Source organism: Pseudomonas sp. Teo4 (genome assembly GCF_034387475.1).
Lineage (GTDB): Bacteria > Pseudomonadota > Gammaproteobacteria > Pseudomonadales > Pseudomonadaceae > Aquipseudomonas.
The window spans coordinates 1,563,574-1,589,999 of sequence record NZ_JAXCIL010000001.1; the positions used below are offsets into that span (position 1 = coordinate 1,563,574).

The following is a 26,426-nucleotide window of genomic DNA, read 5'->3' on the forward strand; positions in this document are numbered from 1 at the left end:
CTGCCGCACTTGAAGATAAAAATCAGAAGAAGGTAAGCGACGATGTACGAATCCAAGTTCTCCCGCAGCATCCTGCAATGCGCCAGTGCGCTGACCCTGGCGATGGCCGCCCTGTGCGCCAACGCGTCGGCCGACAAACCCGGTGAAGGGGTCAAGGTGACGCCAATCTTCCCGTCCATCGCCGAAGAGCGTTTCCGTGGCGAAGTGGCCATGGAGGGCCTGCGCGAGCTGGGCTACAAGGTCCAGGAGCCGAAGGAGACCGAATACGGCGTGATGATGGTGGCGCTGGCCAATGGCGACGCGGACTTCACCGTGCACCTGTGGGAGAAGCTGCACGCCAAGTTCTACGAGCAGGCCGGTGGTGACGATGTGATGGTCAAGACCGGCAACATTCTCCCAGGTGTTGCCCAGGGCTACCTGATCGATAAGAAAACCGCCGACCAGTACAACATCAAGTACATCACCGACCTGAAGAAGCCCGAGATCGCCAAGCTGTTCGACACCGACGGTGACGGCAAGGCCGACATGACCGGTTGCAACCCTGGTTGGGGCTGTGAATTGGTGATTTCCCACCATATGAAAGCATACGACCTGGGCAAGACGGTGAACGTCAACCAGGGCTCGTACTTCGCCCTGATGGCCGACACCATCACCCGCTTCAAGGAAGGCAAGCCGATCCTGTACTTCACCTGGGTGCCGCAGTGGATCGCCAGTGTATTGGTCGAGGGCAAGGACGTGGTCTGGCTGGAAGTGCCCAAGACCGACCTGCCTGACGGCAACAATGACGTCGACACGATGTACCACGGCAAGAACCTTGGTTTTGCCATCGACAAGGTGGTGGCGGTGCTGAACAAGGACTTCGCCGAAGAGAACCCGGCAGCGGTGAAGTTCCTGTCGTTGGTGCAGATCAGCACTGATGACGAGAGCAACCAGAACCTGAAGATGCAGCAGGGCGAGAAAAAGCCTGCCGACATCACCCGCCACGCCAAGGAGTGGGTTGCCGCGCATCGCCAGCAGTTCGATGAGTGGTTGCAGGCCTCGCGAGCGGCGGCTACCCAGGCTAGCAAGTAAACCGTTTGAATCGCGGTGTCCCTTTCGCGGGTAAACCCGCTCCCACAGATTCACCTCAGCCTTCAAGGCCTGTGCAATACCTGTGGGAGCGGGTTTACCCGCGAAAGGGGCGCCGCAATCCGCGCATTGAGTCAACGTAATGAGCCATTTCGAAAGCATCCTCAAGAACACCAACCTGGCCCACCTCGACCCGGCCGGCCGCACCTCACTGTCGCTGCCGTGTCGCCGGGTGGCCTTCGTCCTGCGCGAGCACTTTTCCATGATGGCTTTCACCGCCGCCATGGACACGCTGGTCACCGCCAACCTCATGAGCGCGGCGCCGCTGTTCGACATCCAGGTGGTGGGCGAGGGTGCGCAGGTGATGAGCGACCTGGGCATCGCCTTGCCAGTCAATAATGCGCTGTCCGAACTGAACGGGCAGGGGCTGGATATCCTGCTGGTGTGCGGCGGCTTTCGCGTGCGTCTGGAAGCCGACCCGCTGCTGCGCGGCAAGCTGCGCCAGGCCGAGCAATACGGTTGTCAGCTCGGCGGGCTGTGGAACGGTGCCTACTTCCTGGCCGAGGCGGGGCTGCTCAATGACCACGACTGCGCATTCCACCCGGATGGCCGGGCGATGATGAGCGAGCTGTTCCCCAAGGTGCGTATCACCCGCCAGGCCCATGTACTCGACCCTCGACGCATGAGCTGCGCGGGCGCCAGCAGTGCGCTGGACATGATGCTCGCCTTGCTGGAGCAAAAGGGAGGCGAGGGTTTGCGCAAAGCGGTGGAGCAGATGCTGGCGTGCGACCGTTCGCGGGTGCTGAGCGACGTGCCGGCAAGTGCGCCGGAAGTCGACCCGAGCCTGCCCAGAGGCGTGCGGCTGGCGCTTGAACTGATGCATGCAAACATCGAGGACCCGATCAGCATCGATGAAATCGCCGAGCATGCCGGGCTGTCCCGCCGGCATCTTGAGCGTTTGTTCCGCCGCCATGTGCAGGCCACGCCACCGCGTTATTACTTGGAACTGCGCCTGACCCATGCGCGGCAGTTGTTGCAGCACACCAGCAAGTCGTTGACCGAAGTCGCGGTGGCCAGCGGATTTGTCAGCTTTCCGCATTTCTACCGACGTTTTCGTGAGCTGTTCGCCATCGCACCGCGCCAGTTCCGGGCGCGCAGCCAGGGCTGGGCGGGGCGGCAGGAAGCGGCTGTGCATTGAGTTTCTGTTTCCTGTGATGGCCCTTTCGCGGCTAAAGCCGCTCCCACAGGTATTGCACAGCTCTTGAAAGCTGAAGTGAACCTGTGGGAGCGGGTTTACCCGCGAAGAGGCCGATGCAGGAAAAACTGTTCGGTAAACGAACGCTTCTCGCTTCCTGATTGTTCGCTATCCGCACATCCATTCCGGCAGTCACATTGCCTAACCCCCACCGTTTTGCTTAGTGTGTGGCATTGGCCGACGGTCGCCTGCCCCTCAAGAAGCGCCATTGGCCCGATAGAATAACCGTGAACGACCGCAACCACGGGCCGCAAGGCCGGTAGGAAGCGGCGCCCAGAACAATAACGATGCCGAGTGCCTTGCCTATGGAAAGCCGCCTGCTGAGCGAACGCAGTAGCGTGTTCCATCACGCCGACCCCTATGCCGTGTCCGATTACGTGAACCAGCACGTGGGCCACCACTGCATCGGCCTGTCCCGCACCACCCACCCCCAGGCCAGCCTCAGCCACCGCAAGTTCGCCGACCTCGACCTGTGCCGCATCAGCTACGGCGGCAGCGTGCGGGTCACCTCGCCAGCGCTGGAAACCATCTACCACCTGCAGGTGCTGCTCAACGGCAACTGCCTGTGGCGTGGGCACCAGCGCGAGCATCATCTGGTGCCAGGCGAGCTGTTGCTGATCAACCCCGACGACCCGGTGGACCTGACCTATTCGGAAGACTGCGAGAAGTTCATCCTCAAGGTGCCGACGCACTTGCTCGATTCCATCTGCGATGAGCAACGCTGGCACAGGCCTGATGGCGGTGTGCGCTTCCTGCGCAACCACTATCGGCTGGAGGAGCTCGATGGCTTCGTCAATCTGCTGGCCATGGTTTGCCATGAGGCCGAGGTAAACGACTCATTGCCGCGGGTACAAGGCCATTACAGCCAGATCGTCGCCAGCAAGCTGTTGACCCTGATGAACACCAACATTCGCCGGGAAAGCCTGGGTTCACCTGGGGCAAGCCTTGAGCGGATTCTCGACTACATCGACCGTAACCTGAAGCTCGAACTGGCTGCCGAAACACTGGCAGAGCAGGCGTGCATGAGTGTGCGGTCTTTGTATGCGCTGTTCGACCGGCATCTTGCAACCACGCCTAAACAATATGTACGCCAGCGCAAGCTGGAACAGGTGCATGCCTGCCTGAGCGATGCCAGTTGCACGGTACGCAGTGTCACCGAACTGGCCATGGACTATGGCTTCCTGCATCTGGGGCGTTTTTCCGAGCATTACCGGCAGCGCTTTGGAGAACTGCCGTCGGAAACCTACCGCAAACGGCGCTGACAGGTTTTAGGTCACGCACCATCACTTGCACAAAACGGATAGCACTCTGCACGCAACGGATATTGTCATCACCCTGTAATCCCTAACCTGACATGGCCTTACCAATAACAATGGAGACCCTGGCCATGTCCCTGGGATTCGACTACCTCAATGCCATGCTCGAGGACGACCGTGAAAAAGGCGTCTACCGGTGCAAACGTGAAATGTTCACCGACCCGCGCCTGTTCGACCTGGAGATGAAGCACATCTTCGAGGGCAACTGGATCTACCTGGCACATGAAAGCCAGATCCCCGAAAAGAACGACTTCCTGACCCTGACCATGGGGCGCCAGCCGATCTTCATCGCGCGCAACAAGGACGGGGAGCTCAATGCCTTCCTCAATGCCTGCAGCCACCGCGGCGCCATGCTGTGCCGGCACAAGCGCGGCAACCGTTCCAGCTATACCTGCCCGTTCCATGGCTGGACCTTCAACAACAGCGGCAAGCTGCTCAAGGTCAAAGACCCAAGCAACGCCGGCTACCCCGACAGCTTCAACTGCGACGGCTCCCACGACCTGACCAAGGTGGCGCGCTTCGAGTCGTACCGTGGTTTCCTGTTCGGTAGCCTCAATGCTGACGTCAAGCCGCTGGTCGAGCACCTGGGCGAGTCGGCCAAGATCATCGACATGATCGTCGACCAGTCCCCTGAGGGCCTGGAAGTGCTGCGCGGCTCAAGCTCCTACATCTACGAAGGCAACTGGAAGCTCACCGCCGAAAACGGCGCCGACGGCTACCACGTAAGCTCCGTACACTGGAACTACGCCGCCACTCAGAACCAGCGCAAGCAGCGCGAGTCAGGCGACGAGATCAAGACCATGAGCGCAGGCTCCTGGGCCAAGCAAGGCGGGGGCTTCTATTCCTTCGACCACGGCCACTTGCTGCTCTGGACCCGTTGGGCCAACCCGGAAGACCGCCCGGCCTACGAGCGCCGCGACCAGCTGGCCGCCGACTTCGGCCAGGCCCGTGCCGACTGGATGATCGAGAACTCGCGCAACCTGTGCCTGTACCCGAACGTGTACCTGATGGACCAGTTCAGCTCGCAGATCCGCGTTGCCCGGCCAATCTCGGTTAACAAGACCGAAATCACCATCTACTGCATCGCCCCCAAAGGCGAAAGCGCCGACGCTCGTGCCAAACGCATCCGCCAGTATGAAGACTTCTTCAACGTCAGCGGCATGGCCACCCCGGACGATCTGGAAGAGTTCCGCTCGTGCCAGACCGGCTACGGCGGCGGCACCGGTTGGAACGATATGTCCCGTGGCGCCAAACACTGGGTCGAAGGCGCCGATGAGGCGGCTCAGGAGATCGAGCTCAAGCCGCTGCTGTCCGGTGTACGCACCGAGGACGAAGGCTTGTTCGTGCTGCAGCATAAGTATTGGCAGGACACCATGATCCAGGCGCTCAAGGACGAGCAGAAGCTGATCCCTGTGGAGGCCGTGCAATGAGCCTGCATGACACCGTGCGCGACTTCCTCTACCGCGAAGCGCGCTACCTGGACGATGCCCAGTGGGACCAGTGGCTGGAGCTGTATGCCGCCGACGCCACCTTCTGGATGCCTTCGTGGGATGACGACGATACCCTCACCGAGGACCCGCAAAGCGAGATCTCGCTGATCTGGTACGGCAACCGTGGCGGCCTCGAGGACCGGGTGTTCCGCATCAAGACCGAGCGCTCCAGCGCGACCGTGCCGGATACCCGCACTTCGCACAACATCAGCAACATCGAGATCGTCGAGCAGGGCGAAGGCCAGTGCCAGGTGCGATTCAACTGGCACACCCTGAGCTTCCGCTACAAGACCACCGACAGTTACTTCGGCACCAGCTTCTACACCCTGGACCTGCGCGGCGAGCAGCCGCTGATCCTGGCCAAGAAAGTGGTCCTGAAGAACGACTACGTGCGTCAGGTCATCGACATCTACCACATCTGATTCGCAGCAACGCGAGCGCCGTTCGGTGTGCCAAAAGGCGCGCCGCGGCCAGGCTCGCCCGCGAGGTGCAACATGAGCTTCCAGATCGCACTGAATTTTGAAGACGGCGTAACCCGCTTCATCGAGGCAAACGGCCAGGAAACCGTGGCCGATGCCGCCTACCGCCAAGGCATCAACATCCCGCTGGACTGCCGTGACGGCGCTTGCGGTACCTGCAAGTGCAAGGCCGAATCCGGCCAGTATGACCTGGGCGACAACTTCATCGAAGACGCCCTCAGTGAAGACGAAATCGCCGAAGGCTATGTGCTGACTTGTCAGATGCGCGCCGAAAGCGATTGCGTGGTGCGCATCCCGGCGTCGTCGCAGGTGTGCAAGACCGAGCAGTCGAGCTTCGAGGCGGCCATCAGCGACGTGCGTCAGCTGTCGGAAAGCACCATTGCCTTGTCGATCAAGGGCGAGTCCCTGAGCCGCCTGGCGTTCCTGCCGGGGCAGTACGTCAACCTCAAGGTGCCCGGCAGCGACCAGAGCCGCGCCTATTCCTTCAGCTCGCTGCAAAAGGATGGCGAAGTCAGCTTCCTGATCCGCAACGTGCCGGGCGGCCTGATGAGCAGCTTCCTCAGTGGCCTGGCCAAGGCCGGCGACAGCATGAGCCTCACCGGCCCGCTTGGCAGCTTCTACCTGCGCCCGATCCAGCGCCCGCTGTTGCTGCTGGCCGGCGGCACCGGCCTGGCGCCGTTCACGGCGATGCTGGAGAAGATCGCCGAGCAGGGCAGCGCACACCCCCTGCACCTGATCTACGGCGTTACCAACGACTTCGACCTGGTCGAGCTGGATCGCCTGCAAGCCCTGGCCGCACGCATTCCCAATTTCACCTACAGCGCCTGCGTGGCCAACCCTGAAAGCCAGTACCCGCAAAAAGGCTACGTGACCCAGCACATCGAACCGCGCCACCTCAACGACGGCGACGTCGACCTGTACCTGTGCGGCCCGCCCCCGATGGTCGAGGCGGTCAGCCAGTACGTGCGCGAGCAGGGCATCACCCCGGCCAACTTCTACTACGAGAAGTTCGCGGCGGCTGCCTGAGGTTTCCTGGGGCTGCCTGCATCGTGCGGGTGGAGGTGGCCTCTTTTTATTCAAGAAGCGTTGGGACCGCTCTGCGGTCCATCGCAGGCTTCGCCAGCTCCCACGGAGCCCCGCAGAACACTGTAGGAGCTGGCGAAGCCTGCGATGGGGTGCGAAGCAGCCCCAAGCACATGGACATCGGAGAGTTGCACATGAACCCAAGATTCCAAGGCAAAGTCGCCCTGGTCACCGGCGCCGCCCAAGGTATCGGCCGTGGCGTGTGCTGGCGGCTCAAGGCCGAGGGCGCACAGGTGGTGGCGGTGGACCGTTCCGAACTGGTCCACGAACTGGCAGGTGAGGGCATGCTGACCCTCACCGCCGACCTCGAACAACACAGCGACTGCGCCCGTGTCATGGCAGCCGCCGTTGAAGCCTTCGGCCGCCTCGACATCCTCGTCAACAACGTCGGCGGCACCATCTGGGCCAAGCCGTTCGAGCACTACGAAGTGGAGCAGATCGAGGCCGAAGTACGCCGCTCGCTGTTCCCCACGCTGTGGTGCTGCCACGCCGCGCTGCCGTACATGCTCGAACGTGGTAGCGGCGCCATCGTCAACGTCTCGTCCATCGCCACCCGCGGGGTAAACCGCGTGCCTTATGGCGCGGCCAAGGGTGGGGTTAACGCGCTGACGGCGTGCCTGGCCTTCGAAACCGCCGGCCGCGGCATCCGTGTCAACGCCACTGCACCCGGCGGCACCGAGGCACCGCCACGTCGCGTACCGCGCAACAGCGCCGAGCAAAGCGAACAGGACAAGCTCTGGTACCAGCAGATCGTCGACCAGACCCTCGACAGCAGCCTGATGAAACGCTACGGCAGCATCGACGAGCAAGTCGGCGCAATCCTGTTCCTGGCCTCTGACGAGGCTTCCTACATCACCGGCGTCACCCTGCCGGTGGGGGGCGGTGACCTCGGCTGATCGCCGCCCTGGGCAAGGTTTTCTTACACAACAAAAACAAGAGAGACAGATGCCATGCGAACCCTTGATGTGCACCCGATCATCGATAACGCCCGATTTACCCCGTTCCACTGGATGGTCATGGCCTGGTGCGGCCTGCTGCTGATCTTCGACGGTTATGACCTGTTCATTTACGGCGTGGTATTGCCGGTCATCATGAAAGAGTGGGGCCTGACCCCGCTGCAGGCCGGCGCACTGGGCAGCTACGCGCTGTTCGGCATGATGTTCGGCGCCCTGGTGTTTGGCAGCCTGGCTGACCGGATCGGGCGCAAGAAAGGTATCGCCATCTGTTTCGCCTTGTTTTCCACGGCCACCATTCTCAATGGTTTTGCCAGCAGCCCCAGCGAGTTCGGCATCTACCGCTTCTTCGCCGGGCTCGGCTGCGGAGGGCTGATGCCCAATGCCGTGGCATTGATGAACGAATACGCCCCCAAGCGGCTGCGCAGCACCTTGGTGGCGATCATGTTCAGCGGTTACTCCCTGGGCGGCATGCTGTCGGCTGGCGTGGGCATCTACCTGCTGCCGCGCTTTGGCTGGGAGTCGATGTTCTTCGCCGCCGCCGTGCCGCTGCTGCTGTTGCCGGTGATCCTCTACTACCTGCCGGAGTCCATTGGTTTCCTGGTGCGCAAGGGGCGTACGGAAGAAGCGCGTGCGTTGCTCAAACGCCTGGACCCAAGCTGTGACGTGGGTTCTGACGACGTATTGCAGGCCAGCGATCGCAAAGGCAAGGGCGCCACTGTTCTGGAACTGTTCCGCGACGGCCTGGCCGTGCGCACCCTGGCCCTGTGGCTGGCGTTCTTCTGCTGCCTGCTGATGGTCTACGCGCTGAGCTCATGGCTGCCAAAGCTTATGGCCAACGCTGGCTACAGCCTGGGTTCGAGCCTGTCGTTCCTGTTGGCCCTGAACTTTGGCGGTATGGCAGGGGCGATTCTGGGCGGCTGGTTGGGCGACCGCTACAACCTGGTCAAGGTCAAGGTTGCCTTCTTCATCGCCGCCGCCGTGTCGATCAGCCTGCTCGGCGTCAACAGCCCCATGCCGGTGCTGTACCTGCTGATCTTCATCGCAGGTGCCACCACCATCGGCACGCAAATTCTGCTGTATGCCGGCGCCGCTCAACTGTACGGCCTGTCCGTGCGCTCCACCGGGCTGGGCTGGGCCTCTGGCATTGGCCGCAACGGCGCCATTGTCGGCCCGCTGCTGGGTGGTGCGCTGATGGGCATCAACCTGCCATTGCAACTCAATTTCTTCGCTTTCGCCATCCCCGGCGCGGTTGCCGCGCTGGCCATGGCCGTGCACCTGGCCAGTGGCCGGCGCCACGGTGTGGCTGCGGTGGCGCAGGCCTGATTTTTCCTTGAACTGAACTGGAGGCCTTGCATGACAAGCCCGACTATCGAACGGCTGGAGGCGATCATCGTCGACCTGCCGACCATCCGCCCGCACAAGCTGGCCATGCACACCATGCAGCAACAAACCCTGGTGGTCCTGCGCCTGCGCTGCAGCGACGGCGTGGAAGGCATCGGCGAAGCCACCACCATCGGCGGCCTGGCGTACGGCTACGAAAGCCCGGAAGGCATCAAGGCCAACATCGACGCGCACCTGGCGCCAGCGCTGATCGGCATGGCCGCCGACAACATCAACGCCGCCATGCTCAAGCTCGACAAGCTGGCCAAGGGCAATACCTTCGCCAAGTCCGGCATCGAGAGTGCCTTGCTCGATGCCCAGGGCAAACGCCTGGGCCTGCCAGTAAGCGAACTGCTGGGCGGGCGCGTACGCGACAGCCTGGAAGTGGCCTGGACCCTGGCCAGCGGCGACACCGCCCGTGACATCGCCGAAGCCGAGCACATGCTGGAGATTCGCCGCCACCGGGTGTTCAAGCTCAAAATCGGCGCCAACCCGCTGGAGCAGGACCTCAAGCATGTGGTAGCGATCAAGCGCGAGCTGGGCGACCGGGCCAGCGTGCGGGTGGATGTGAACCAGTACTGGGACGAATCCCAGGCCATTCGCGCCTGTCAGATTCTCGGCGACAACGGCATCGACCTGATCGAACAGCCGATTTCGCGCATCAACCGCGGTGGGCAAATCCGCCTGAACCAGCGCAGCCCGGCACCGATCATGGCCGACGAGTCCATCGAAAGCGTCGAGGACGCCTTCAGCCTGGCCGCCGACGGTGCCGCCAGCATCTTCGCCTTGAAAATCGCCAAGAACGGCGGCCCCCGCGCCGTGCTGCGCACCGCGCAGATCGCCGAAGCCGCCGGCATCGCCCTGTACGGCGGGACCATGCTCGAAGGCTCGATCGGCACCCTGGCCTCGGCCCACGCCTTCCTCACCCTGCGCCAGCTGACCTGGGGCACCGAGCTGTTCGGGCCGCTGCTGCTGACCGAGGAAATCGTCAACGAACCGCCGCAATACCACGACTTCCAGCTGCACGTGCCACGCACCCCTGGCCTGGGCCTGAGCCTGGACGAACAACGCCTGGCGCGCTTCGCCCGCCGCTGAGGCATTTGCAGGATGAACACACAACCTGTGGGAGCGGCTTTAGCCGCGAAGCAGGCAACGCGGTGGATGGCACCGGCCATGCCGGTGTTCGCGGCTGAAGCCGCTCCCACAACGATTTCAACAGACTCGAGGAGCCCCCCATGCTGTTCCACGTAAAGATGACCGTAAAACTGCCGGTCGACATGGACCCGGCCAAGGCCGCGCAACTGAAGGCCGACGAAAAGGAACTGGCCCAGCGCCTGCAGCGCGAGGGCACCTGGCGCCACCTGTGGCGCATCGCCGGGCACTACGCCAACTACAGCGTGTTCGACGTGCCCAGCGTCGAGGCGCTGCACGACACCCTGATGCAACTGCCGTTGTTCCCCTACATGGACATCGAGGTCGACGGCCTGTGCCGCCACCCCTCGTCGATCCACGCTGACGACCGCTGATTCGCGCAACCGCACAAGAACAAGACGAGGTACATCATCATGACCGTGAAGATTTCCCAAACTGCCGATATCCAGAAGTTCTTCGAAGAAGCCGCAGGCTTTGGCAACGACGACGGCAGCCCGCGCCTGAAGCGCATCATCCAGCGCGTACTGCAGGACACTGCCCGCCTGATCGAAGACCTGGAAATCACCGAGGACGAATTCTGGCTGGCCGTCGACTACCTCAACCGCCTCGGCGGTCGCGGTGAAGCCGGGCTGCTGGTGGCAGGCCTGGGCATCGAGCACTTCCTCGACCTGCTGCAGGACGCCAAAGATACCGAAGCCGGCCTGCTCGGCGGCACCCCACGCACCATCGAAGGGCCGCTGTACGTGGCAGGCGCGCCTATCGCCCAAGGCGAAGTGCGCATGGACGATGGCAGCGAAGAGGGCGTGGCTACCGTGATGTTCCTGGAGGGGCAGGTGCTGGACCCGCAGGGCCAGCCACTGGCGGGTGCCACCGTCGACCTGTGGCACGCCAACACCAAAGGGACCTACTCGTTCTTCGACCAGAGCCAGTCCGAGTACAACCTGCGCCGTCGCATCGTCACCGATGCTGAAGGCCGCTACCGTGCGCGCTCCATCGTGCCATCCGGCTACGGCTGCGACCCACAGGGGCCGACCCAGGAATGCCTGGACTTGCTCGGCCGACATGGCCAGCGCCCGGCGCACATCCACTTCTTCATCTCGGCGCCGGGGCATCGTCACCTCACCACCCAGATCAACCTGGCGGGCGACAAGTACCTGTGGGACGACTTCGCCTATGCCACCCGTGATGGATTGGTGGGTGAGGTGGTGTTCGTCGACGCTGCCGATGGGCGCCGTGCCGAACTGAAGTTCGACTTCCAGTTGCAGAGGGCGGCGGACAACGACGCCGAACAGCGCAGCGGGCGCCCACGGGCTCTGCAGCAGGGCTGAGGGCCAATCGCAGGCTGGCGCCGGCTCCCACGACCCTGTGGGAGCCGGCTTGCCGGCGATCAAGGGCGAAGCCCTTGCCATCCAATACTGTCGCGAGAAGCCCTATGAGAACCTTGATCAAGGATTGCTCCTTGTCGGCCATCGTCGCCGGCTGCATCGCCACCCTGATTTCCTACGCTGGCCCGCTGGTCATCATCTTCCACGCCGCCGAGGCCGCACACCTGTCCCTCGGGCTACTGTCGTCCTGGGTGTGGGCCGTATCCATGGGCAGTGCCGTCCTGGGTGGTTTGCTGAGCCTGCGTTATCGGGTACCGGTGGTGATCGCCTGGTCCATTCCCGGCTCCGCGCTGCTGGTCACAGCCTTGCCGCAACTGGGCATCGAGCAAGCCGTTGGCGCCTACCTGGTGGCCAATCTGTTGCTGTTGCTGATCGGTATCAGCGGGGCCTTCGATCGCATCATCGCCCACTTGCCAGGCTCCATTGCCGCCGGCATGCAGGCGGGCATTCTGTTCAGCTTCGGCATCGAGGTGTTCCGCGCCTTGCCCGTGCAACCGGTGCTGGTACTGGCGATGTTCGTCACCTACGTGCTGATGCGCAGAGTGCAGCCACGCTATGCCGTGGCTGCGGTGCTGTGCGTCGGCGCGGCCGTCACCGTGGTCAGCGGGGCGTTTCGCAGTGACGCGCTGGTGCTGCAGCTGGCCACGCCGCAATGGATTGCACCGCAGTTCAGCCTTTCGGCGGTATTCAGCCTGGCCTTGCCCATGGTGTTGGTGGCCCTGACCGGGCAGTTCATGCCGGGCATGGCGGTGCTGCGCAATGCTGGTTACCCGACCTCTGCCAGCCCGCTGATCAGTGCCAGCGCGATTGGCGGGGCCTTGCTCGCGCCATTCGGCTGTCATGGCCTGAACCTGGCAGCCGTCACCGCCAGCCTGTGCACGGGCCACGAAGCCCATGAAGACCCGCGTCGGCGTTACGTGGCAGCGGTCTCCGGCAGCGTGTTGTACCTGTTGCTGGGTATCGCCGGGGCCACCTTGATGTCGCTGTTCGCGGCCTTTCCAGCGGCCTTGATCGCCGCACTGGCAGGCCTGGCCCTGTACGGCGCGATCAGCGAAGCCTTGGCGCGCAGCCTGGCCGAGCCAGCCGAGCGTGATGCCGGGCTGTTCACCTTCCTCGTCACTGCCTCGGGTGTGTCCTTCCTGGGCTTGTCCGCAGCGTTCTGGGGCCTGCTGTTCGGCCTGCTGGCCCATGCGCTGCTCAGGTGGCGTCGACCACAAGCATTCGGCGCCCTGCGCCGCAACCCGTGAAAGGAGCCTCGTCACCACCGAACCCTGTGTTCCCAACGCTTTACCAATAAAAACAAGATCAAGAGAGCTTCGGAATGAACCACACCCCTTGCGTCGCCATCGGGCTGACCCTGCTCAGCCAACCGCTTCTTGCCGCCGAAGGTGGCTTCTTCGAGGACGCCAAGGCCAGCCTCAGCGCCCGTAACTACTATTTCAGCCGCGATTTCTCCGACATCGTCGGCGCCAACCAGCAATCGAAAGCCGAGGAGTGGGCCCAGGGCTTCATTCTCGATTTCAAGTCTGGCTACACGCCTGGCACGGTTGGCTTTGGCGTGGATGCCCTGGGCCTGTTGGGCATCAAGCTCGACAGTAGCCCGGACCGGACAAACACTGGCCTGCTGCCGGTGCATGGCGATGGTCGCGCCGCCGATGAATACAGCCGCCTGGCGCCGACCTTCAAGGCCAGGCTGTCGAAAACCGAACTGCGCGTCGGCGAGCTGCAGCCCAATCTGCCGGTGCTGACCTTCAGTGATATTCGCCTGTTACCGCCGACCTACCAGGGCCTCAGCCTCAACTCGGCAGAGCTTGACGGCCTGACCTTGCAGGCTGGCCACTTGAGCTCGAGCCACCTGCGCAACGAGGCGGGTGACGGCAAGATGAACGCCATGCTGGGCCATGTGCCCCAGCGTCAGGCTGAAAGCGACTCTTTCAACTACGTGGGGGGTGACTACGCGTTCAACGCCAATCAAAGCAGTGTCAGTGTGTGGTACGGGCAACTGGAAGACATTTACGAGCAGGGCTTTGTTGGCTTCAAGCACAACAAACCGGTGGGGGATTGGGTGCTCAGCGCCAATCTGGGCTACTTCACGGCCCGTGAGGACGGCGACGCCTTGCTGGGCAACATCGACAACCAGGCGTTCTTCTCTATGTTCACGGCGAGGCGAGGCGGGCACAGCTTCCACGTGGGTTACCAGGGTATCTATGGCGACAGCCCATTCCCACGCGTGTTCGCCAATATCTCGCCACTGGGCAACGAGGTGCCGACCTACGAGTTTGCCTATACCGACGAGCGTTCGTACCAGGTGCGCTATGACTACAACTTCGCGGCCATGGGCGTACCTGGGCTGACCGCCACTGTGCGCTACATCACTGGTAACAATGTGGACACCGGCCTGGGTTACGAAGGCAAGGACCGCGAGCGCGACCTTGACCTTGGCTATGCCGTGCAGAGCGGAGTGTTCAAAGGGCTGGGGATTCGTGTGAGGAATGCCATGGCACGCTCGAACTACCGCAGCGATATCGACGAGAACCGTGTGACGTTGGTGTACACCTGGCAGCTGTTCTGAGGCCGGCAGCGGGGGCTGCTGCGCAGCCCATCGCAGGCTGTCGCCAGCTCCCACAGGCCATCCGTGCCTCGAGATCAAGTGACCACAGGGAGCCACTGTCTTGATCAAACTCCCAAACCTTGCGTGGTCCTCGTGGGAGCTGGCGACAGCCTGCGATGGGGCGCGAAGCGGCCCCGATTTCTCCTGAGCAAATCCCTCATTCAATTTGCGTTGTCGGTACGGACACAGGTAGGTTCCTGAAATGACTTCATCAGGAGTTTCACCTTGGACTCACTGACCCAAGCCGTACTCGGCGCTGCACTCCAAGGCACGGTGCTCGGCCGCATCCAGGGCCGCCGCTCACTGGCGTACGGTGCCTTGCTGGGCACCGTGCCGGACCTGGACGTGGTCATCCGCTACGCCGACCCGGTGTCGCAGATGACCTTCCACCGTGGCTTTTCCCATTCCATCTTCGTGCTCACCGGCCTGGCGTTGCTGCTGGCCTGGCTGGTCGCCTGGCGCTGGCCAAACAAGGGCTACACCCGGCCGAGGCTGTTCCTCGCGTTCTGGCTGGTATTGGTTACGCACCCAATTCTCGATTCGTTCACCGTCTACGGCACCCAGCTGTTCTGGCCGCTGCAGTTCACCCCACTGAGCTGGGCCTCGGTGTTCATCATCGACCCGGTCTACACCGTGCCGCTGCTGGCGGCGGTGATCTACGCCGCCTTCAAGGGATTGCGCGAGCGAGCGGTACAACTGCTGACGCTGGCCTTGTTGTTCAGCTGCGCCTACTTGGGCTTTGGCTTGGCCGCCCGCATCACCGCCGAACAACGCTTTCAGGCAGCCCTCGACCAGCAGGGCGTTGCTGTCAGCGAAGTGCGCGCCGTGCCCATGGCCTTCAATAGCCTGGTGTGGCGGGTGCTGGCCAAGACCCCGGATGGCGATTACTACGAAGGCATCAGCAGCCTCTTCGATCGCACACCGCCCGAGATGCAGCGCCTGTCGCGCAACCTGGACGCAGCCAAGGCGCTAACCGGTGCGCCACTGCACGAGCGCCTGCGCTGGTTCACCGATGACTGGCTGCGCTATGACGTGATTGGCGATGCCTTGGTGGTTACCGACCTGCGCATGGGCATTCCCGGCAACTACACCTTCCGCTTCAACATGGCCCATCGCGACAGCCAAGGGCATTGGATTGTCGATACGCCGACGTCATGGCCGAGGGCAGGGGTGGGCGGCATGTTCAATGGCCGCGACCTGGCGTTGATCTGGCGGCGCATCTTCGATCAGCAGCCTCCGCTGCCATTGGCGGCATGGACCGCGCAGTACCTGGCCGAGCCCTGAAAGCCTTGCAATGTTTGAAAACGCACCCATTTAAGCAGGCCCTCGATGCCCCAGGAGCCGCCCATGGAACCCAACCGCTTCGGCGATATCGCCGCCTTCGTCAGTGCAGTGAAGGCGGGCAGCTTCACTGCAGCGGCGGCCAGCCTGGGCCTGACGCGTTCGGCGGTGGGCAAGAGCATCGCGCGCCTGGAGGCCCGCATGGGGGTGCGCCTGCTCAACCGCACCACGCGCAAACTGAGCCTGACCGATGAAGGCCAGGTGGCTTACGAGCGCTGGCGGCAGATTCTCGATGACCTGGATGAAGTAGAGAGCACCATGGCCCTGCGCCGGGGCCGACCCACCGGCACCTTGCGCCTGACCGCGCCATTGTCGTTCGGCCAGCGCCATGTGTTGCCGATCCTCGATACCTACCTCAAGCAATGGCCCGAGCTGCGCGCTGATATTCGTTTCACTGACCGCTTCGTCGACCTGGTCGAAGAGGGCGTGGACGTCGCCATCCGCATCGGTGCGCCGAAAGAAGACTCGCAGCTGCTTACCCGTACGGTCGCCTGGCAACAGTTCGCCACCTGCGCATCTCCCGCGTACCTGGCGGAGCACGGCGTCCCCTTGGTGCCAGCGGACTTGTACGAGCATGACAAGATCGCCTTCCTATCCGGTGAAAAGTCCATGCCCTGGCGTTTCAATACCGACGCCGGGCTGCACCTGTGCGAAGAGCCCGGGCGGTTGAACATCGATAGCTCCGAAGCCATGCTCGACGGGGCGCGCGCAGGGTTCGGGCTGATTCATCTGCCCACCTACATCACCGGTGACGACTTGCGCAGCGGGACTTTGGTGGAGGTGTTGCACGCCTTCCGGCCACCGGCTGACCCGATTCGCGTGGTTTACCCCAGCAAGCGACACCTGTCGCCGAGGGTGCGTGGGTTCATCGACCTGCTGGTCGCGACCTGGGAGCAGGGTGTGCCTTGGGAGGCGGGCGACTGAGGCAGCGTAACTGCGATTGGGGAATCCAAGGACCGAGTGTGGGGTACGGCTGCGTGTTTATCTGTTGCCCGCAAGGCCAGACACTGTCAGGCACTGAAAATCCCAACTGGAGACCCCATGACTGCCTTGTCCGTATTGGATCTGGTCATGATCGGCGAAGGCAAGACCTTCGCTGACGCGATCGAAGAATCCCGCCAACTCGCTCGCCAAGTCGAGCAGCACGATTACCGCCGCTACTGGATTGCCGAGCATCACGACATGCCGGGTATCGGTTCGGCCGCCACCTCCCTGGTGATCAACGAAATCGCCAATGCCACCCGGCACATCCGTGTCGGGGCGGGTGGCATCATGCTGCCGAACCACGCACCGTTGGTGATTGCCGAGCAGTTCGGCACCCTCGATACCTTGCACCCGGGCCGAATCGACCTTGGCCTGGGACGAGCCCCCGGTACCTCCGGGCCGACCGTGCGTGCACTGCGGGGCGTGGCGCCGGAGCGTGACTTCGTGCAGGACATCGCCGAGTTGCGTGACTACCTCGCCGACAACGGCAAGCGCCAGGTTCGCGGCGTGCCGGGCGCACACGACGTGCCGATATGGATACTGGGCTCTAGCCTGTTCGGCGCGGACCTTGCCGCCAAACTGGGCTTGCCCTATGCCTTCGCCTCGCACTTCGCGCCGCGTTACCTGCTGCAGGCCATCGCCCATTACCGTGCCAACTTCCAGCCGTCCGAACAGTTGGCCAAACCTTACGTCATGGTTGGGGTGAATCTGTTCGCGGCAGCCAGCGATGCCGAGGCCGACTACCTGGCCAGCTCCCATCGCAAGTGGATGCTTGACCTGCACGTCGGCCGCTTTGGCTTGCTGCCGTTACCTCGGGAGGGTTATGTCGAAAGCTTGCCGGTGCATGAACGCAATGTGCTGGACCAGGTGATGGCCTGCTCCATTGCCGGTGGGCCAGAGCGGGTGAGGGAGGGGTTGCGTTCGTTGATCGAGCAGACTGGGGCGGATGAATTGATGATCGACTGCCGGATCCATGATCCACTGGCGCGGATCCGCTCGCATGCCTATGCGGCGCAGGCGCTGGCTGAACTGAGTTAAATGTCACTGGCCTCATCGCCGGCAAGCCGGCTCCCACACGGTCCGCGGCGCTCTCAAGGCTGCTGCGGATACCTGTGGGAGCAACTGTCTTGCGCTGCCTGTACCGGCGTCATCGCCGGCAAACCAGTTCCCACAGGTACGGCAGTGATCTCAAGATGTGCGCGGTCCATGTGGGAGCCGGCTTGCCGGCGATGGGCCGCAAAGCGGCCCCAATACCTTCAGGCCTGCTTCAAAAACGGATAATCCGTATACCCCTCAGGCCCATTGGCATAGTCGAACTGCGCCCGATGCTCGTTCAGCGGTGCCTTCGCCTGCAACCGCTCGACCAGGTCCGGGTTGGCAATGAAACTACGGCCAAATGCCGCCGCATCGATCAACCCACGCTGCAGCAGGTCTTCGGCCTTGTTTGCGGTGTAGGCACCTGCCGCCACAATCACACCTGGGTATGCTGCCCGAATCGCCTCACGGAACTCATCGCGCAAAGGCTTGCCACCGGCCCAGTCCGGCTCGGAAAGGTGCAGGTAAGCCAAGTTACGCTTGGCCAGCTCGCCAATCAGATACAAACCCGCTGCTTCCTGATCCTCATCGTTATCCACGCCATTGAAGCCACCCAGCGGGAACACACGAATGGCAACGCGGTCGGCGCTCCAGTTGGCAATCGCCGCATCCACCGCTTCCAGCACGATACGCGCCCGGTTTTCAACGCTGCCGCCGTAGCGGTCTTCACGCACGTTGGCGCTCGGGGTGAGGAACTGGTGCAGCAGGTAGCCGTGGGCGGCGTGCAACTCGATGAAATCGAAACCCGCTTCACGGGCGTTGACCGCCGCGCGGCCGAAGTCGGCGACGATCTCGCCGATTTCGGCTTCGCTCAGTTCGCGGGGGGCGGAGGTGTCGACGCGAACCAGTTCACCGTGTTCATTGCGCAGCGTCGTGCGTGCATTGGCCTGCAACGCCGAAGGCGCGACCGGTGCCTCGCCGCCTGGCTGAAGGGATGTGTGCGAAACCCGACCGGTGTGCCAGACCTGCACCGCGCTATGGCCGCCTTTGGCATGGATGGCGGCGTTCACCTGCTGCCAGCCGGCGATTTGTTCGTCCGTGTGAATGCCTGGCGAACCCGAGTAGCCCTTGGCCTGGAACGAGATCTGCGTGGCTTCGCTGATGATCAGCCCGGCACTGGCGCGCTGGCCGTAATACTCGGCCATCATCGGCGTCGGAACGTCGCCAGGCTCGAGGCTACGCAGGCGGGTGAGGGGCGCCATGAACACGCGGTTGGGTAGGGTGAGCGGGCCGATTTGCAAGGGTTGGAAGAGTTTCATTGCAGCTCCATCAGGGGAAATCCGATGGTGCGCACCTTACCGGGATGATTGGGGAAAGGGGGGACCGGGATACCGGCGCAAGGCTCCCCAATGGGGCAGCCGGCGCCGGATCTTTCGCGGGCAAACCCGCGAATAGGTCGATGGGGATGATCAGCTGCGTGCCAGCGTCGATGCGCAACTGTTAAATGTGATAGTTGTTGGTTTTTCATAATATTGGTAAAAGTGTAAAGGAATTTGGAGGGGGATTTATGTCGCGAAAGAATGGCGTTTCTTTATTTTATTACCAGCACGACCATATGCACAGCTCGGTGGGAGTAGAGAGTTGGAAGGTGTTACGGGGCGGAATTCCAATTGCTGAAATAAGCAGTCGTGGCAGTGGGCAGATGTCTTGCCTTAAAGTAGAAAGGTCAAACACAGTGATTGGATTGGCTGGCAATAAATCCAGTTTAAAGGGCTACACAGCTTATGGATTCATGCAGGCAGGTCCTGAAGCCCCTGTACTTGGTTTCAATGGACAACGAATGGACAGTGGTACAGAAGCTTATCCATTGGGGAATGGCTTGCGCCTTTACAGTCCAAGAATAGGCAGGTTTTACAATCCAGATATGCTGAGTCCCTTTGGAGAAGGCGGGATAAATCATTACGCTTACTGTGTTGGAGATCCAGTGAACTACCAAGACCCCTCTGGGAAGGCAAGGATGATGAGTGCTCCGACTCGAACATATTTAAATCATGTCAAGAGAAGGGCCGACTCCAGTCGTGGTGCTGCGTCAAATGAAATGGAAATGGCAGTGCAGCATCCAACATCAGTAAGGAATAGAGTCACGTACGATCTACCAGAAAATGATATTTTCAATATCAATGTTTTTGACGAGGACTCTTCTAGCGTTTTCTCTGCAGGTGTATCAAGGTCAATATCTGACTCTGCAGTGCAAACTGCTCTTGCAACACCGCCAAGACCACGATTTGATCATCTAGATATTACAACCGTTCTTGACCGCCTAGTTCCGGTGGGCACGGGTCAACAGAGCGGGCTTCAGCAGTATGGGCTGTGGCACCCCCCCGTAACCAGGTTTTCTTTTGGCTCGGGGCGAGCAGTAGCTTCACAAAGCTTTTCGAGCTCTAATGCTAGTGAGCCTGGACGCGCAAGGCGTATTTTGCGCTGGATTAATCAACACCCAAAAACCACACTTTCTCTGAGTATAGCTGCTGTTAATTTGATTAGTTTTATGTCTTTGATGATTGTCAGGGCCCGCAAGTAAAAATACCTTGCCAATTCTATCTTTGTGTCGACGGGGCGTTTTCTCAATGGTTGATGCCCGTTATGTTTGGTTGTCTTTCTTCGCGATTGGTCGAAATTAGAAGTGACGAAAAATACTGCATCGCAGTAGGGCTGTTGAACTTTTAACTACGCGCAATCCGCCCAGTCACAAAATGCGCCACATCATTGAGCCCAGGCGTAGAGGCGTGCTCCGGCGCCACCAGCGAATCAATGAACGCTTCATCCTCCGCCGTGATCTTCACCTCCAGCGCCCCACCATAGGCGTCCCACTGCGCCTCGGTGCGCGGGCCAACAATCGCGGAATTCACGCTTCACGGAACTCATCACGCAACGGCTTGCCGCCGGCCCAGTCCGGCTCGGAAAGATGCATGTAAGCCAAGTTTCGTTTGGCCAGTTCGCCGATCAGGTACAAACCAGCCGCTTCCTGATACTCGTCGTTATCCACGCCATTGAAGCCGCCCAACGGGAACACACGAATGGCAACGCGGTCGGCGCTCCAGTTAGCAATCGCCGCATCCACCGCTTCAAGCACGATACGCGCCCGGTTCTCGACGCTGCCGCCGTAGCGGTCTTCACGCACGTTGGCGCTCGGGGTGAGGAACTGGTGCAGCAGGTAGCCGTGGGCGGCGTGCAACTCAATGAAATCGAAACCCGCTTCACGGGCATTGACCGCCGCGCGGCCGAAGTCGGCGACGATTTCGCCGATCTCGGCTTCGCTCAGTTCGCGGGGGGCGGAGGTGTCGACGCGAACCAGTTCACCGTGTACCGGGATGATTGGGGAAAGGGGGGACCGGGATACCGGCGCTGGGCTCCCCTATGCACAGGTGCAAAAGGAATACGGAACTGTGTCAGTGCTTAATGATTGAAGTTCGAAAGAAATTAAAAAGTGAACGCCTTAGATTCGATACTGTCACAAGAAGCCTAGCATTTTTGCTAGTTGAGAACCTTTTGCTTCCGAGAGATGATGCGTGCATCAATTACGGGAGCAGGTCCGAATGAAGATGTTGTCATCGGGGACAACGCAGATGTACTACCAAGGTAAGGATTTGGTATGCGAGTTGTCACGCAGCGAAAGCAGGCTTTTGTGGGGTATGGGAACTCCCTTGGCGCTTTGCAAGGGCAAAGTGTCAGTGTTCGCAACTGACCATGCACGGACGGTTATGTTAAGCATGGCAGATGTCCCATCTGAGCGACGATATAGCGCATACGGATACCTTGAGCGCGTTGGCGGGATTTGCAGCTTTACCGGGCAGCGTCTTGATGAAGTTTCAGGATGTTATCATCTTGGGCAAGGGCATCGAATGTACTCTCCAAGGCTCATGCGTTTTTTCAGTGCTGACACGTTGAGTCCATTTGCGGTTGGGGGTATCAATACTTATGCCTATTGTGGCGGTGATCCGGTGAATCGTGATGATCCGGAGGGTAAGATGCCTTTTTTCACAAAACGGAATTCGGGTGTAAATAGCCAGACTAGAAAAATCTCCAATCATCAAGCGCAATCAATTAAAAGAAATTTATCCTTACAAAATAATGCTCTAAAGCATAGGCGTTTGAGTCCGCCCGCTATTGGGCAATCTGAACCTCCAGTGAACGGTGCTGCCGGTAACTCGCCAGAAAGTTCAATCGGTATGCTTCGAAGGGAAGTGCGAAGTGGCGATAAGCGTGTAAGTACATTTGGCGAGTATCAAGGAAATAGAAGGCTAAGTAGAATAAGTGAAGTAAGTGAGATAAGTGAGATAAGTGGGGTGAGTGGAGTAAGCCCGGGGGGACGATCTCGGAGTAGTTTAGGCTCTAAGGGTTCTATTGCATCGAGAGATTTTGTCGGGCTGGAGAAATTAATCGGGCTGCAGGGTGTGGCCTTGATTGCTGCCCCTGTCGTGAGTACAACGGTTTTAGCCTTGGTGGTTTATGCTGCGGTTCAGGGGATAAGAGGTGAGTCGGTGTTTAATTTTTAGTCAGAATTGCTACGGCATACTGGTTTGAGTGTTCGTCTTGATGAACTCGACTTCGTTTGTACTATCAGATGGTTTTGGTGTTTCAGTAAAACATGTGTATGTCGAGCAACCAGTTCTCTGTGCTTATGTAAAACTACCGCAGGCGTCGGCCCAGGCCAGGATGGCTCTTTGCCGACGTGCACGTTATTTTCGGTCGAAGTCTCTTTAGCCCCTCAACTACGGGCCAGCCGCCCTGTCACAAAATGCGCCACATCATTGAACCCCGGCGTAGAGGCGTGCCCCGGCGTCACCAGCGAGTCAATGAAGGCTTCATCCTCAGCAGTGATCTTCACCTCCAGCGCCCCAGCATAGGTATCCCACTGCGCCTCGGTGCGCGGCCCGACAATCGCCGAACTCACCAGCTTGTTGTTCAGCACCCAGGCAATGGCGAATTCGACCATACCCACGCCTTTGGCCTCGACATAGGCCTGGATCTGCCGGGCGATTGCCAGCGATTCCTGACGCCACTCCACCTCCATGATCCGCTTGTCCTGGCGCCCGGCCCGGCTACCGGCATCCGGCGCCGCACCAGGTGCGTACTTGCCGCTGAGCACGCCGCGGGCCAATGGGCTGAACGGCACCACGCCCAGGCCATGGTAGGCCGCGGCGGTCAGTTGCTCGGGTTCGGCCTGGCGGTTGACGATGTTGTACAGCGGCTGGCTCACCACCGGCATGGCCACCCCCAGGCGCTCGGCCAGGTTGCAGATTTCGGCAATGCGCCAGCCACGGAAGTTGGACACTCCCCAGTAGCGGATCTTGCCCTGGCGCAGCAGGTCGCCGATGGCCCGCACGGTCTCTTCCAGCGGCACCTTGTGGTCTTCGCGGTGCAGGTAGTAGATGTCCAGGTAGTCCAGGTCCATGCGTGTGAGCGTGGCGTCGATGGCATTGAAGATGTGCTTGCGTGACAGCCCGCTGCGGTTGGGCAAGCCGTCGGCAGGCCCATAACCGACCTTGGACGCCACGATCCAGTCCTGCCGATGACGGGCGACCGCCTCGCCGACGATCTCCTCGGAACGGCCTGTGTTGTACACGTCGGCGGTGTCGATGAAGTTGATGCCCTGGTCCCAGGCCTTGTCGATGATCCGCAGCGAGTCCTCGGTGCTGGTCTGCACGCCGAACATCATGCTGCCCAGCGTCAGGGCTGAAACCTGCAGGCCGCTGTGGCCGAGGGGGCGATAGATCATGCTGGGAAGTCCTTTGCAGTGGGGTGTCCGTTCGTTTTACACAGGTTCAGCCAATCAGTTCAAGCGCCTGCGAAAGGCTCAAGGGCCGCTTCATGCGTTGTGACAACTGCGCCATCGCATCGGAATAGCCTTTGGCAATCACTGCCTCGACCTGCTCGCCCACGCATTGCATGGCAATGAAGTCGCCTTTCTCCGGCTCACCGACGAATTCGATACGGTTCCAATCTCGGGCATGCCCCAACACTTCATAGGTGCGCCCGTGCTGGTAGGTCCAGAAAAATGGCACATCGTCGTAGCGACGTTGCTCTCCGAGCATGTTGGCGGCTGCGATCACGCCCTGTTGCTGGGCCAGGCGCCAGTGCTCGATGCGCACCGGGCGGCCAGCGAGAGGGAAGGTGGCGATGTCGCCAGCGGCCCACAGGCCATCGGCCGCCTGCATGTGCGCGTCGACGTTCAGGGATTTGTCTTCGGCCATTGCAAGGCCCTGAACGCAGGCGGTGGCAGGCTTCACGCCAGTGCCCAGCAGCACCAGGGAGGTGCGCAGGGTTTCGCCGTTGGCCAGCACCACGGCTTCGACTTGCTCTGCGCCGGTGATGCGCTCGACCTCGGTGGGGCCATGCAATACCACACCCTTGCGCTCGTGAAGCTCGCGAATGCTGCGGCCTATACGCTCGCCGAATTGTTTGGCCAGGGGGATTTCATGGCGGCTCACCAGATGCACCTGGGCGCCATACTTGCGTAGCGCAGACGCGGCCTCCAGGCCGATGAACCCGTCGCCGACGATCACCACCGGCTGCCCAGGTTCGGCAGCATCGAGCAAGCGGGCGGCATCCTCGCGTGAACGCAGGGTGAGCACGCCTGGCAATTCGGCACCCTCGATGGCCGGGCGTTGTGGTTTGCCGCCGGTGGCCAGCAGGGCTGCGTCATAGTCGATGTGCTTGCCGTCAGCCAGGGTGATGCGGCGCTTGTGCGTGTCCAGTGCACGGACTTTGCCGAACAGCCGTTCAAGGTGGCCTTTGCGCAAGGCGTCCGGTTCCAGCAATGCAGGCACTTCATCCGCTGGCATTTGCCCGGCGATGACGAATTTGCTCAGTGCGGTGCGATCGTAAGCGGGCTGGTGTTCCTGGTCGATCCAGACCAGGCGACCGCCGAAACCATGGGCCAGCAATGTGGCGACCGCCGCCGCGCCAGCAGCGCCGGCACCGATCACCGCGAAGCAGCGGGCGTCGCTGTGGCGGGGCGGGTCGGCTTGTGCCAGGGGCTGGTCGTCGACCCACACCTCGCCATCCTTGACCCATGCCCGATATCGACGCAAATCGACCAAGGCCGGCGGCTCGCACACCGCGCCTTCATCGACGGCGAATGCGGCCTTGTGCCAAGGGCACACCAGCAGGCCGCCACAGACCACGCCTTCTTCGAGCGGTGCACCGGCATGGGGGCAGTTGGCTTGGTAGGCGTGCACCTGGTCGCCCTGGCGGACCAGGACAAGCTCTTCGCCACCCGCCTGGACGCGCAGGGGGCGGTGTGGGTCGAGTTGTTCGAGGCGGGCAACGTTGTGCTGGGACATGAGGCTTCTCCAAATGGCCATTGCAACCATTTGACGCCTTTGCCCTGGAGGTGATGCAGTGAGCTGACGATTGGATCGCCGGCAAGCCTGCTCCTACAGACAGGAGGCGACTTGCCGGCTATCGGGCTTCAATTGGCTTCGGACACGCGCAGCGCCGCAGCGCGCGAAACACGCAGGGCCACCAGGCTACCGAGCACGATCAGCGCCGCCAGCGAATACAACGCGGCATCGGTCGAGCCGGTCTGGTCCTTGATGAAGCCCACCAGGTACGGGCTGAGGAAACCGGCCATCTGGCCCACCGAGTTGATGATCGCCAGGCCCGCCACCGCTGCGCTCGCGCTCAGCAACGCGGTCGGCATCGGCCAGAACATCGGCAGGCCGGTCAGTGCGCCCATGGTGGCGATCGAAAGACCGAGGATGGCGATGGTCGGGTTACCCGCGAAGTTCACGGCAATCAGCAGGCCAACGGCGCCCATCAGCATCGGGACCACAAGGTGCCAGCGGCGCTCGTTGCGCAGGTCCGCCGAACGGCCGCAGAGGATCATGAACACACCGGCCAGCAGGTAAGGGATGGCGCTCAGCCAACCAATCAGCAGTGGGTTGTCGAAGCCCATGTTCTTGATGATCGACGGTAGCCAGAAGTTGATCGCGTAAACGCCGCTCTGGATGCAGAAGTAGACGAAACCGAAGGTCCAGATCAGTGGGTTGGTCAGCACCGCGAGCACGCTGTCACCTGTAGTGGCTGGCTTGCTGGCAGCGTCGGCCTTCAGGTCGGCTTCGATCAGTTGGCGCTCCGCTGGGCTCAGCCAGGCAGCTTTCTGGTAGCCGTCGCTGAGCAGGCCGATGGCGAGCACGCCCAGTACCACGGTCGGCAGGCCCTGAATCAGGAACATCCATTGCCAGCCGGCCAGGCCGTGTTGGCCCGCGGCGAAGTGCTGAAGGATCCAACCGGAGAACGGCCCGCCCAGCAGGCCGGAAACCGGAATCGCCGACATGAACAGCGCCATGATGCGGCCACGGCGGTCGGCCGGGAACCAGCGCGAGAGGTACAGCACCACGCCTGGGAAGAAGCCCGCTTCGGCGGCGCCGGTCAGCAGGCGCAGGGTGTAGAACTCGGTTGGCGTGGTGACGAACAGCAGGCAGGTGGAGAGGCTGCCCCAGGCGATCATCATCGCCGCGATCCAGCGCCTTGGACCAAAGCGGTTCAGCGCCAGGTTGCTGGGCAGGCCGCAGAGTACGTAGCCGATGAAGAAGATACCGGCGCCGAGGCCGTAGACGGTTTCGCTGAATTTCAGCGCGTCGAGCATCTGCAGCTTGGCGAAGCCGACGTTGACGCGGTCCAGGTAGTTGAACAGGTAGCAGATGAAAATGAACGGAATCAACCGCAGCGTGATGCGCCGGTACAGCGCGTTGCGGGTGGTTTCCGTGCCTTGGTCAAGGGCGGGGCTGTGTGCCATGATCGTGATCTCTGTTGTTATGATTGTCGCCGCGTCGCCTGTTCCGGCGCTCGCCCTGAGGAGTCTCGGGGAGTGCGAGGCGGCTGTC

The 26,426-nt window shown here is 61.6% G+C and carries 22 protein-coding genes and 2 pseudogenes; 18 read left to right on the forward strand and 6 right to left on the reverse strand.

The window, feature by feature from the left end; genetic code table 11:
- Positions 1 to 42: 42 nt before the first annotated feature.
- The 16 genes from proX (at position 43) to PspTeo4_RS07310 (ending at position 17,538) form a co-directional block, all read left to right on the forward strand.
- Positions 43 to 1,071: a glycine betaine/L-proline ABC transporter substrate-binding protein ProX gene (gene proX / locus PspTeo4_RS07235; protein WP_322363024.1), complete on the forward strand. Its 1,029-nt coding sequence runs from the start codon at positions 43 to 45 to the stop codon at positions 1,069 to 1,071.
- A 139-nt stretch (positions 1,072 to 1,210) separates the two neighbouring features.
- Positions 1,211 to 2,266, forward strand: a complete 1,056-nt coding sequence (locus tag PspTeo4_RS07240; protein ID WP_322363025.1) for a GlxA family transcriptional regulator — start codon at positions 1,211 to 1,213, stop codon at positions 2,264 to 2,266.
- A gap of 362 nt (positions 2,267 to 2,628) precedes the next feature.
- Entirely contained in the window at positions 2,629 to 3,585 is a 957-nt protein-coding gene (locus tag PspTeo4_RS07245) for an AraC family transcriptional regulator (protein ID WP_322363026.1), read from the forward strand.
- 125 nt (positions 3,586 to 3,710) lie between these two features.
- A complete protein-coding gene (gene benA / locus PspTeo4_RS07250) occupies positions 3,711 to 5,069 on the forward strand; it encodes a benzoate 1,2-dioxygenase large subunit (protein ID WP_322363027.1) in 1,359 nt (452 codons plus the stop codon).
- Positions 5,066 to 5,551 (forward strand): benzoate 1,2-dioxygenase small subunit, encoded by a 486-nt coding sequence (gene benB, locus PspTeo4_RS07255; RefSeq protein ID WP_322363028.1) that lies wholly within the window; start codon positions 5,066 to 5,068, stop codon positions 5,549 to 5,551. The genes benA and benB overlap by 4 nt, the downstream gene beginning before the upstream one ends.
- A gap of 72 nt (positions 5,552 to 5,623) precedes the next feature.
- On the forward strand, positions 5,624 to 6,634 hold the full coding sequence (gene benC, locus PspTeo4_RS07260; protein WP_322363029.1) for a benzoate 1,2-dioxygenase electron transfer component BenC: 1,011 nt from the start codon (positions 5,624 to 5,626) through the stop codon (positions 6,632 to 6,634).
- Positions 6,635 to 6,825: 191 nt separating this feature from the next.
- On the forward strand, positions 6,826 to 7,587 hold the full coding sequence (locus tag PspTeo4_RS07265) for a 1,6-dihydroxycyclohexa-2,4-diene-1-carboxylate dehydrogenase (RefSeq protein ID WP_322363030.1): 762 nt from the start codon (positions 6,826 to 6,828) through the stop codon (positions 7,585 to 7,587).
- Between the two features lie 54 nt (positions 7,588 to 7,641).
- On the forward strand, positions 7,642 to 8,970 hold the full coding sequence (locus PspTeo4_RS07270) for an aromatic acid/H+ symport family MFS transporter (protein WP_322363031.1): 1,329 nt from the start codon (positions 7,642 to 7,644) through the stop codon (positions 8,968 to 8,970).
- Between the two features lie 30 nt (positions 8,971 to 9,000).
- Positions 9,001 to 10,122, forward strand: coding sequence for a muconate cycloisomerase family protein (locus PspTeo4_RS07275; RefSeq protein WP_322363032.1), 1,122 nt, complete (start codon positions 9,001 to 9,003; stop codon positions 10,120 to 10,122).
- Positions 10,123 to 10,262: 140 nt separating this feature from the next.
- Positions 10,263 to 10,553, forward strand: a complete 291-nt coding sequence (gene catC / locus PspTeo4_RS07280; RefSeq protein ID WP_008092782.1) for a muconolactone Delta-isomerase — start codon at positions 10,263 to 10,265, stop codon at positions 10,551 to 10,553.
- Positions 10,554 to 10,592: 39 nt separating this feature from the next.
- Positions 10,593 to 11,507, forward strand: coding sequence for a catechol 1,2-dioxygenase (gene catA, locus PspTeo4_RS07285; RefSeq protein WP_322363033.1), 915 nt, complete (start codon positions 10,593 to 10,595; stop codon positions 11,505 to 11,507).
- Positions 11,508 to 11,611: 104 nt separating this feature from the next.
- Positions 11,612 to 12,811: a benzoate/H(+) symporter BenE family transporter gene (locus PspTeo4_RS07290; protein ID WP_322363034.1), complete on the forward strand. Its 1,200-nt coding sequence runs from the start codon at positions 11,612 to 11,614 to the stop codon at positions 12,809 to 12,811.
- Between the two features lie 74 nt (positions 12,812 to 12,885).
- On the forward strand, positions 12,886 to 14,136 hold the full coding sequence (locus PspTeo4_RS07295; protein ID WP_322363035.1) for an OprD family porin: 1,251 nt from the start codon (positions 12,886 to 12,888) through the stop codon (positions 14,134 to 14,136).
- Between the two features lie 264 nt (positions 14,137 to 14,400).
- A complete protein-coding gene (locus tag PspTeo4_RS07300) occupies positions 14,401 to 15,459 on the forward strand; it encodes a metal-dependent hydrolase (protein ID WP_322363036.1) in 1,059 nt (352 codons plus the stop codon).
- Between the two features lie 63 nt (positions 15,460 to 15,522).
- Complete coding sequence (locus PspTeo4_RS07305) at positions 15,523 to 16,440, forward strand: LysR family transcriptional regulator (protein WP_322363037.1); 918 nt, start codon at positions 15,523 to 15,525, stop codon at positions 16,438 to 16,440.
- Positions 16,441 to 16,557: 117 nt separating this feature from the next.
- Positions 16,558 to 17,538 (forward strand): LLM class flavin-dependent oxidoreductase, encoded by a 981-nt coding sequence (locus PspTeo4_RS07310; protein ID WP_322363038.1) that lies wholly within the window; start codon positions 16,558 to 16,560, stop codon positions 17,536 to 17,538.
- Between the two features lie 218 nt (positions 17,539 to 17,756).
- Here the strand turns inward: PspTeo4_RS07310 and PspTeo4_RS07315 are convergent, their stop codons facing one another.
- On the reverse strand, positions 17,757 to 18,854 hold the full coding sequence (locus PspTeo4_RS07315) for an alkene reductase (protein WP_322363039.1): 1,098 nt from the start codon (positions 18,852 to 18,854) through the stop codon (positions 17,757 to 17,759).
- Between the two features lie 248 nt (positions 18,855 to 19,102).
- Here PspTeo4_RS07315 and PspTeo4_RS07320 point away from each other — a divergent pair, with 248 nt between their 5' ends.
- Positions 19,103 to 20,116 (forward strand): RHS repeat-associated core domain-containing protein, encoded by a 1,014-nt coding sequence (locus tag PspTeo4_RS07320; protein ID WP_322363040.1) that lies wholly within the window; start codon positions 19,103 to 19,105, stop codon positions 20,114 to 20,116.
- 142 nt (positions 20,117 to 20,258) lie between these two features.
- On the opposite strand, the pseudogene PspTeo4_RS07325 reads toward PspTeo4_RS07320, so the two are convergent.
- Both PspTeo4_RS07325 and PspTeo4_RS07330 read right to left on the reverse strand, forming a co-directional pair.
- Positions 20,259 to 20,444 (reverse strand): annotated as a pseudogene (locus tag PspTeo4_RS07325) (aldo/keto reductase); the annotation flags it as partial.
- Positions 20,444 to 20,950, reverse strand: a pseudogene (locus PspTeo4_RS07330) (alkene reductase); the annotation flags it as partial. The pseudogenes PspTeo4_RS07330 and PspTeo4_RS07325, both read right to left, overlap by 1 nt.
- Before the next feature lie 181 nt (positions 20,951 to 21,131).
- Between PspTeo4_RS07330 and PspTeo4_RS07335 the strand changes: the two are divergent.
- Entirely contained in the window at positions 21,132 to 22,091 is a 960-nt protein-coding gene (locus PspTeo4_RS07335) for an RHS repeat-associated core domain-containing protein (RefSeq protein ID WP_322363041.1), read from the forward strand.
- Between the two features lie 212 nt (positions 22,092 to 22,303).
- Here PspTeo4_RS07335 and PspTeo4_RS07340 read toward each other — a convergent pair whose 3' ends face one another.
- The 3 genes from PspTeo4_RS07340 to PspTeo4_RS07350 form a co-directional block, all read right to left on the reverse strand.
- Positions 22,304 to 23,314: an aldo/keto reductase gene (locus PspTeo4_RS07340; protein WP_322363042.1), complete on the reverse strand. Its 1,011-nt coding sequence runs from the start codon at positions 23,312 to 23,314 to the stop codon at positions 22,304 to 22,306.
- Between the two features lie 46 nt (positions 23,315 to 23,360).
- The gene (locus tag PspTeo4_RS07345) at positions 23,361 to 24,881 is read right to left on the reverse strand and encodes an FAD-dependent oxidoreductase (RefSeq protein ID WP_322363043.1); all 1,521 of its coding nucleotides are present in this window, start codon (positions 24,879 to 24,881) and stop codon (positions 23,361 to 23,363) included.
- Between the two features lie 128 nt (positions 24,882 to 25,009).
- Positions 25,010 to 26,338, reverse strand: coding sequence for an MFS transporter (locus PspTeo4_RS07350; protein WP_322363044.1), 1,329 nt, complete (start codon positions 26,336 to 26,338; stop codon positions 25,010 to 25,012).
- Between the last annotated feature and the right edge of the window lie 88 nt (positions 26,339 to 26,426).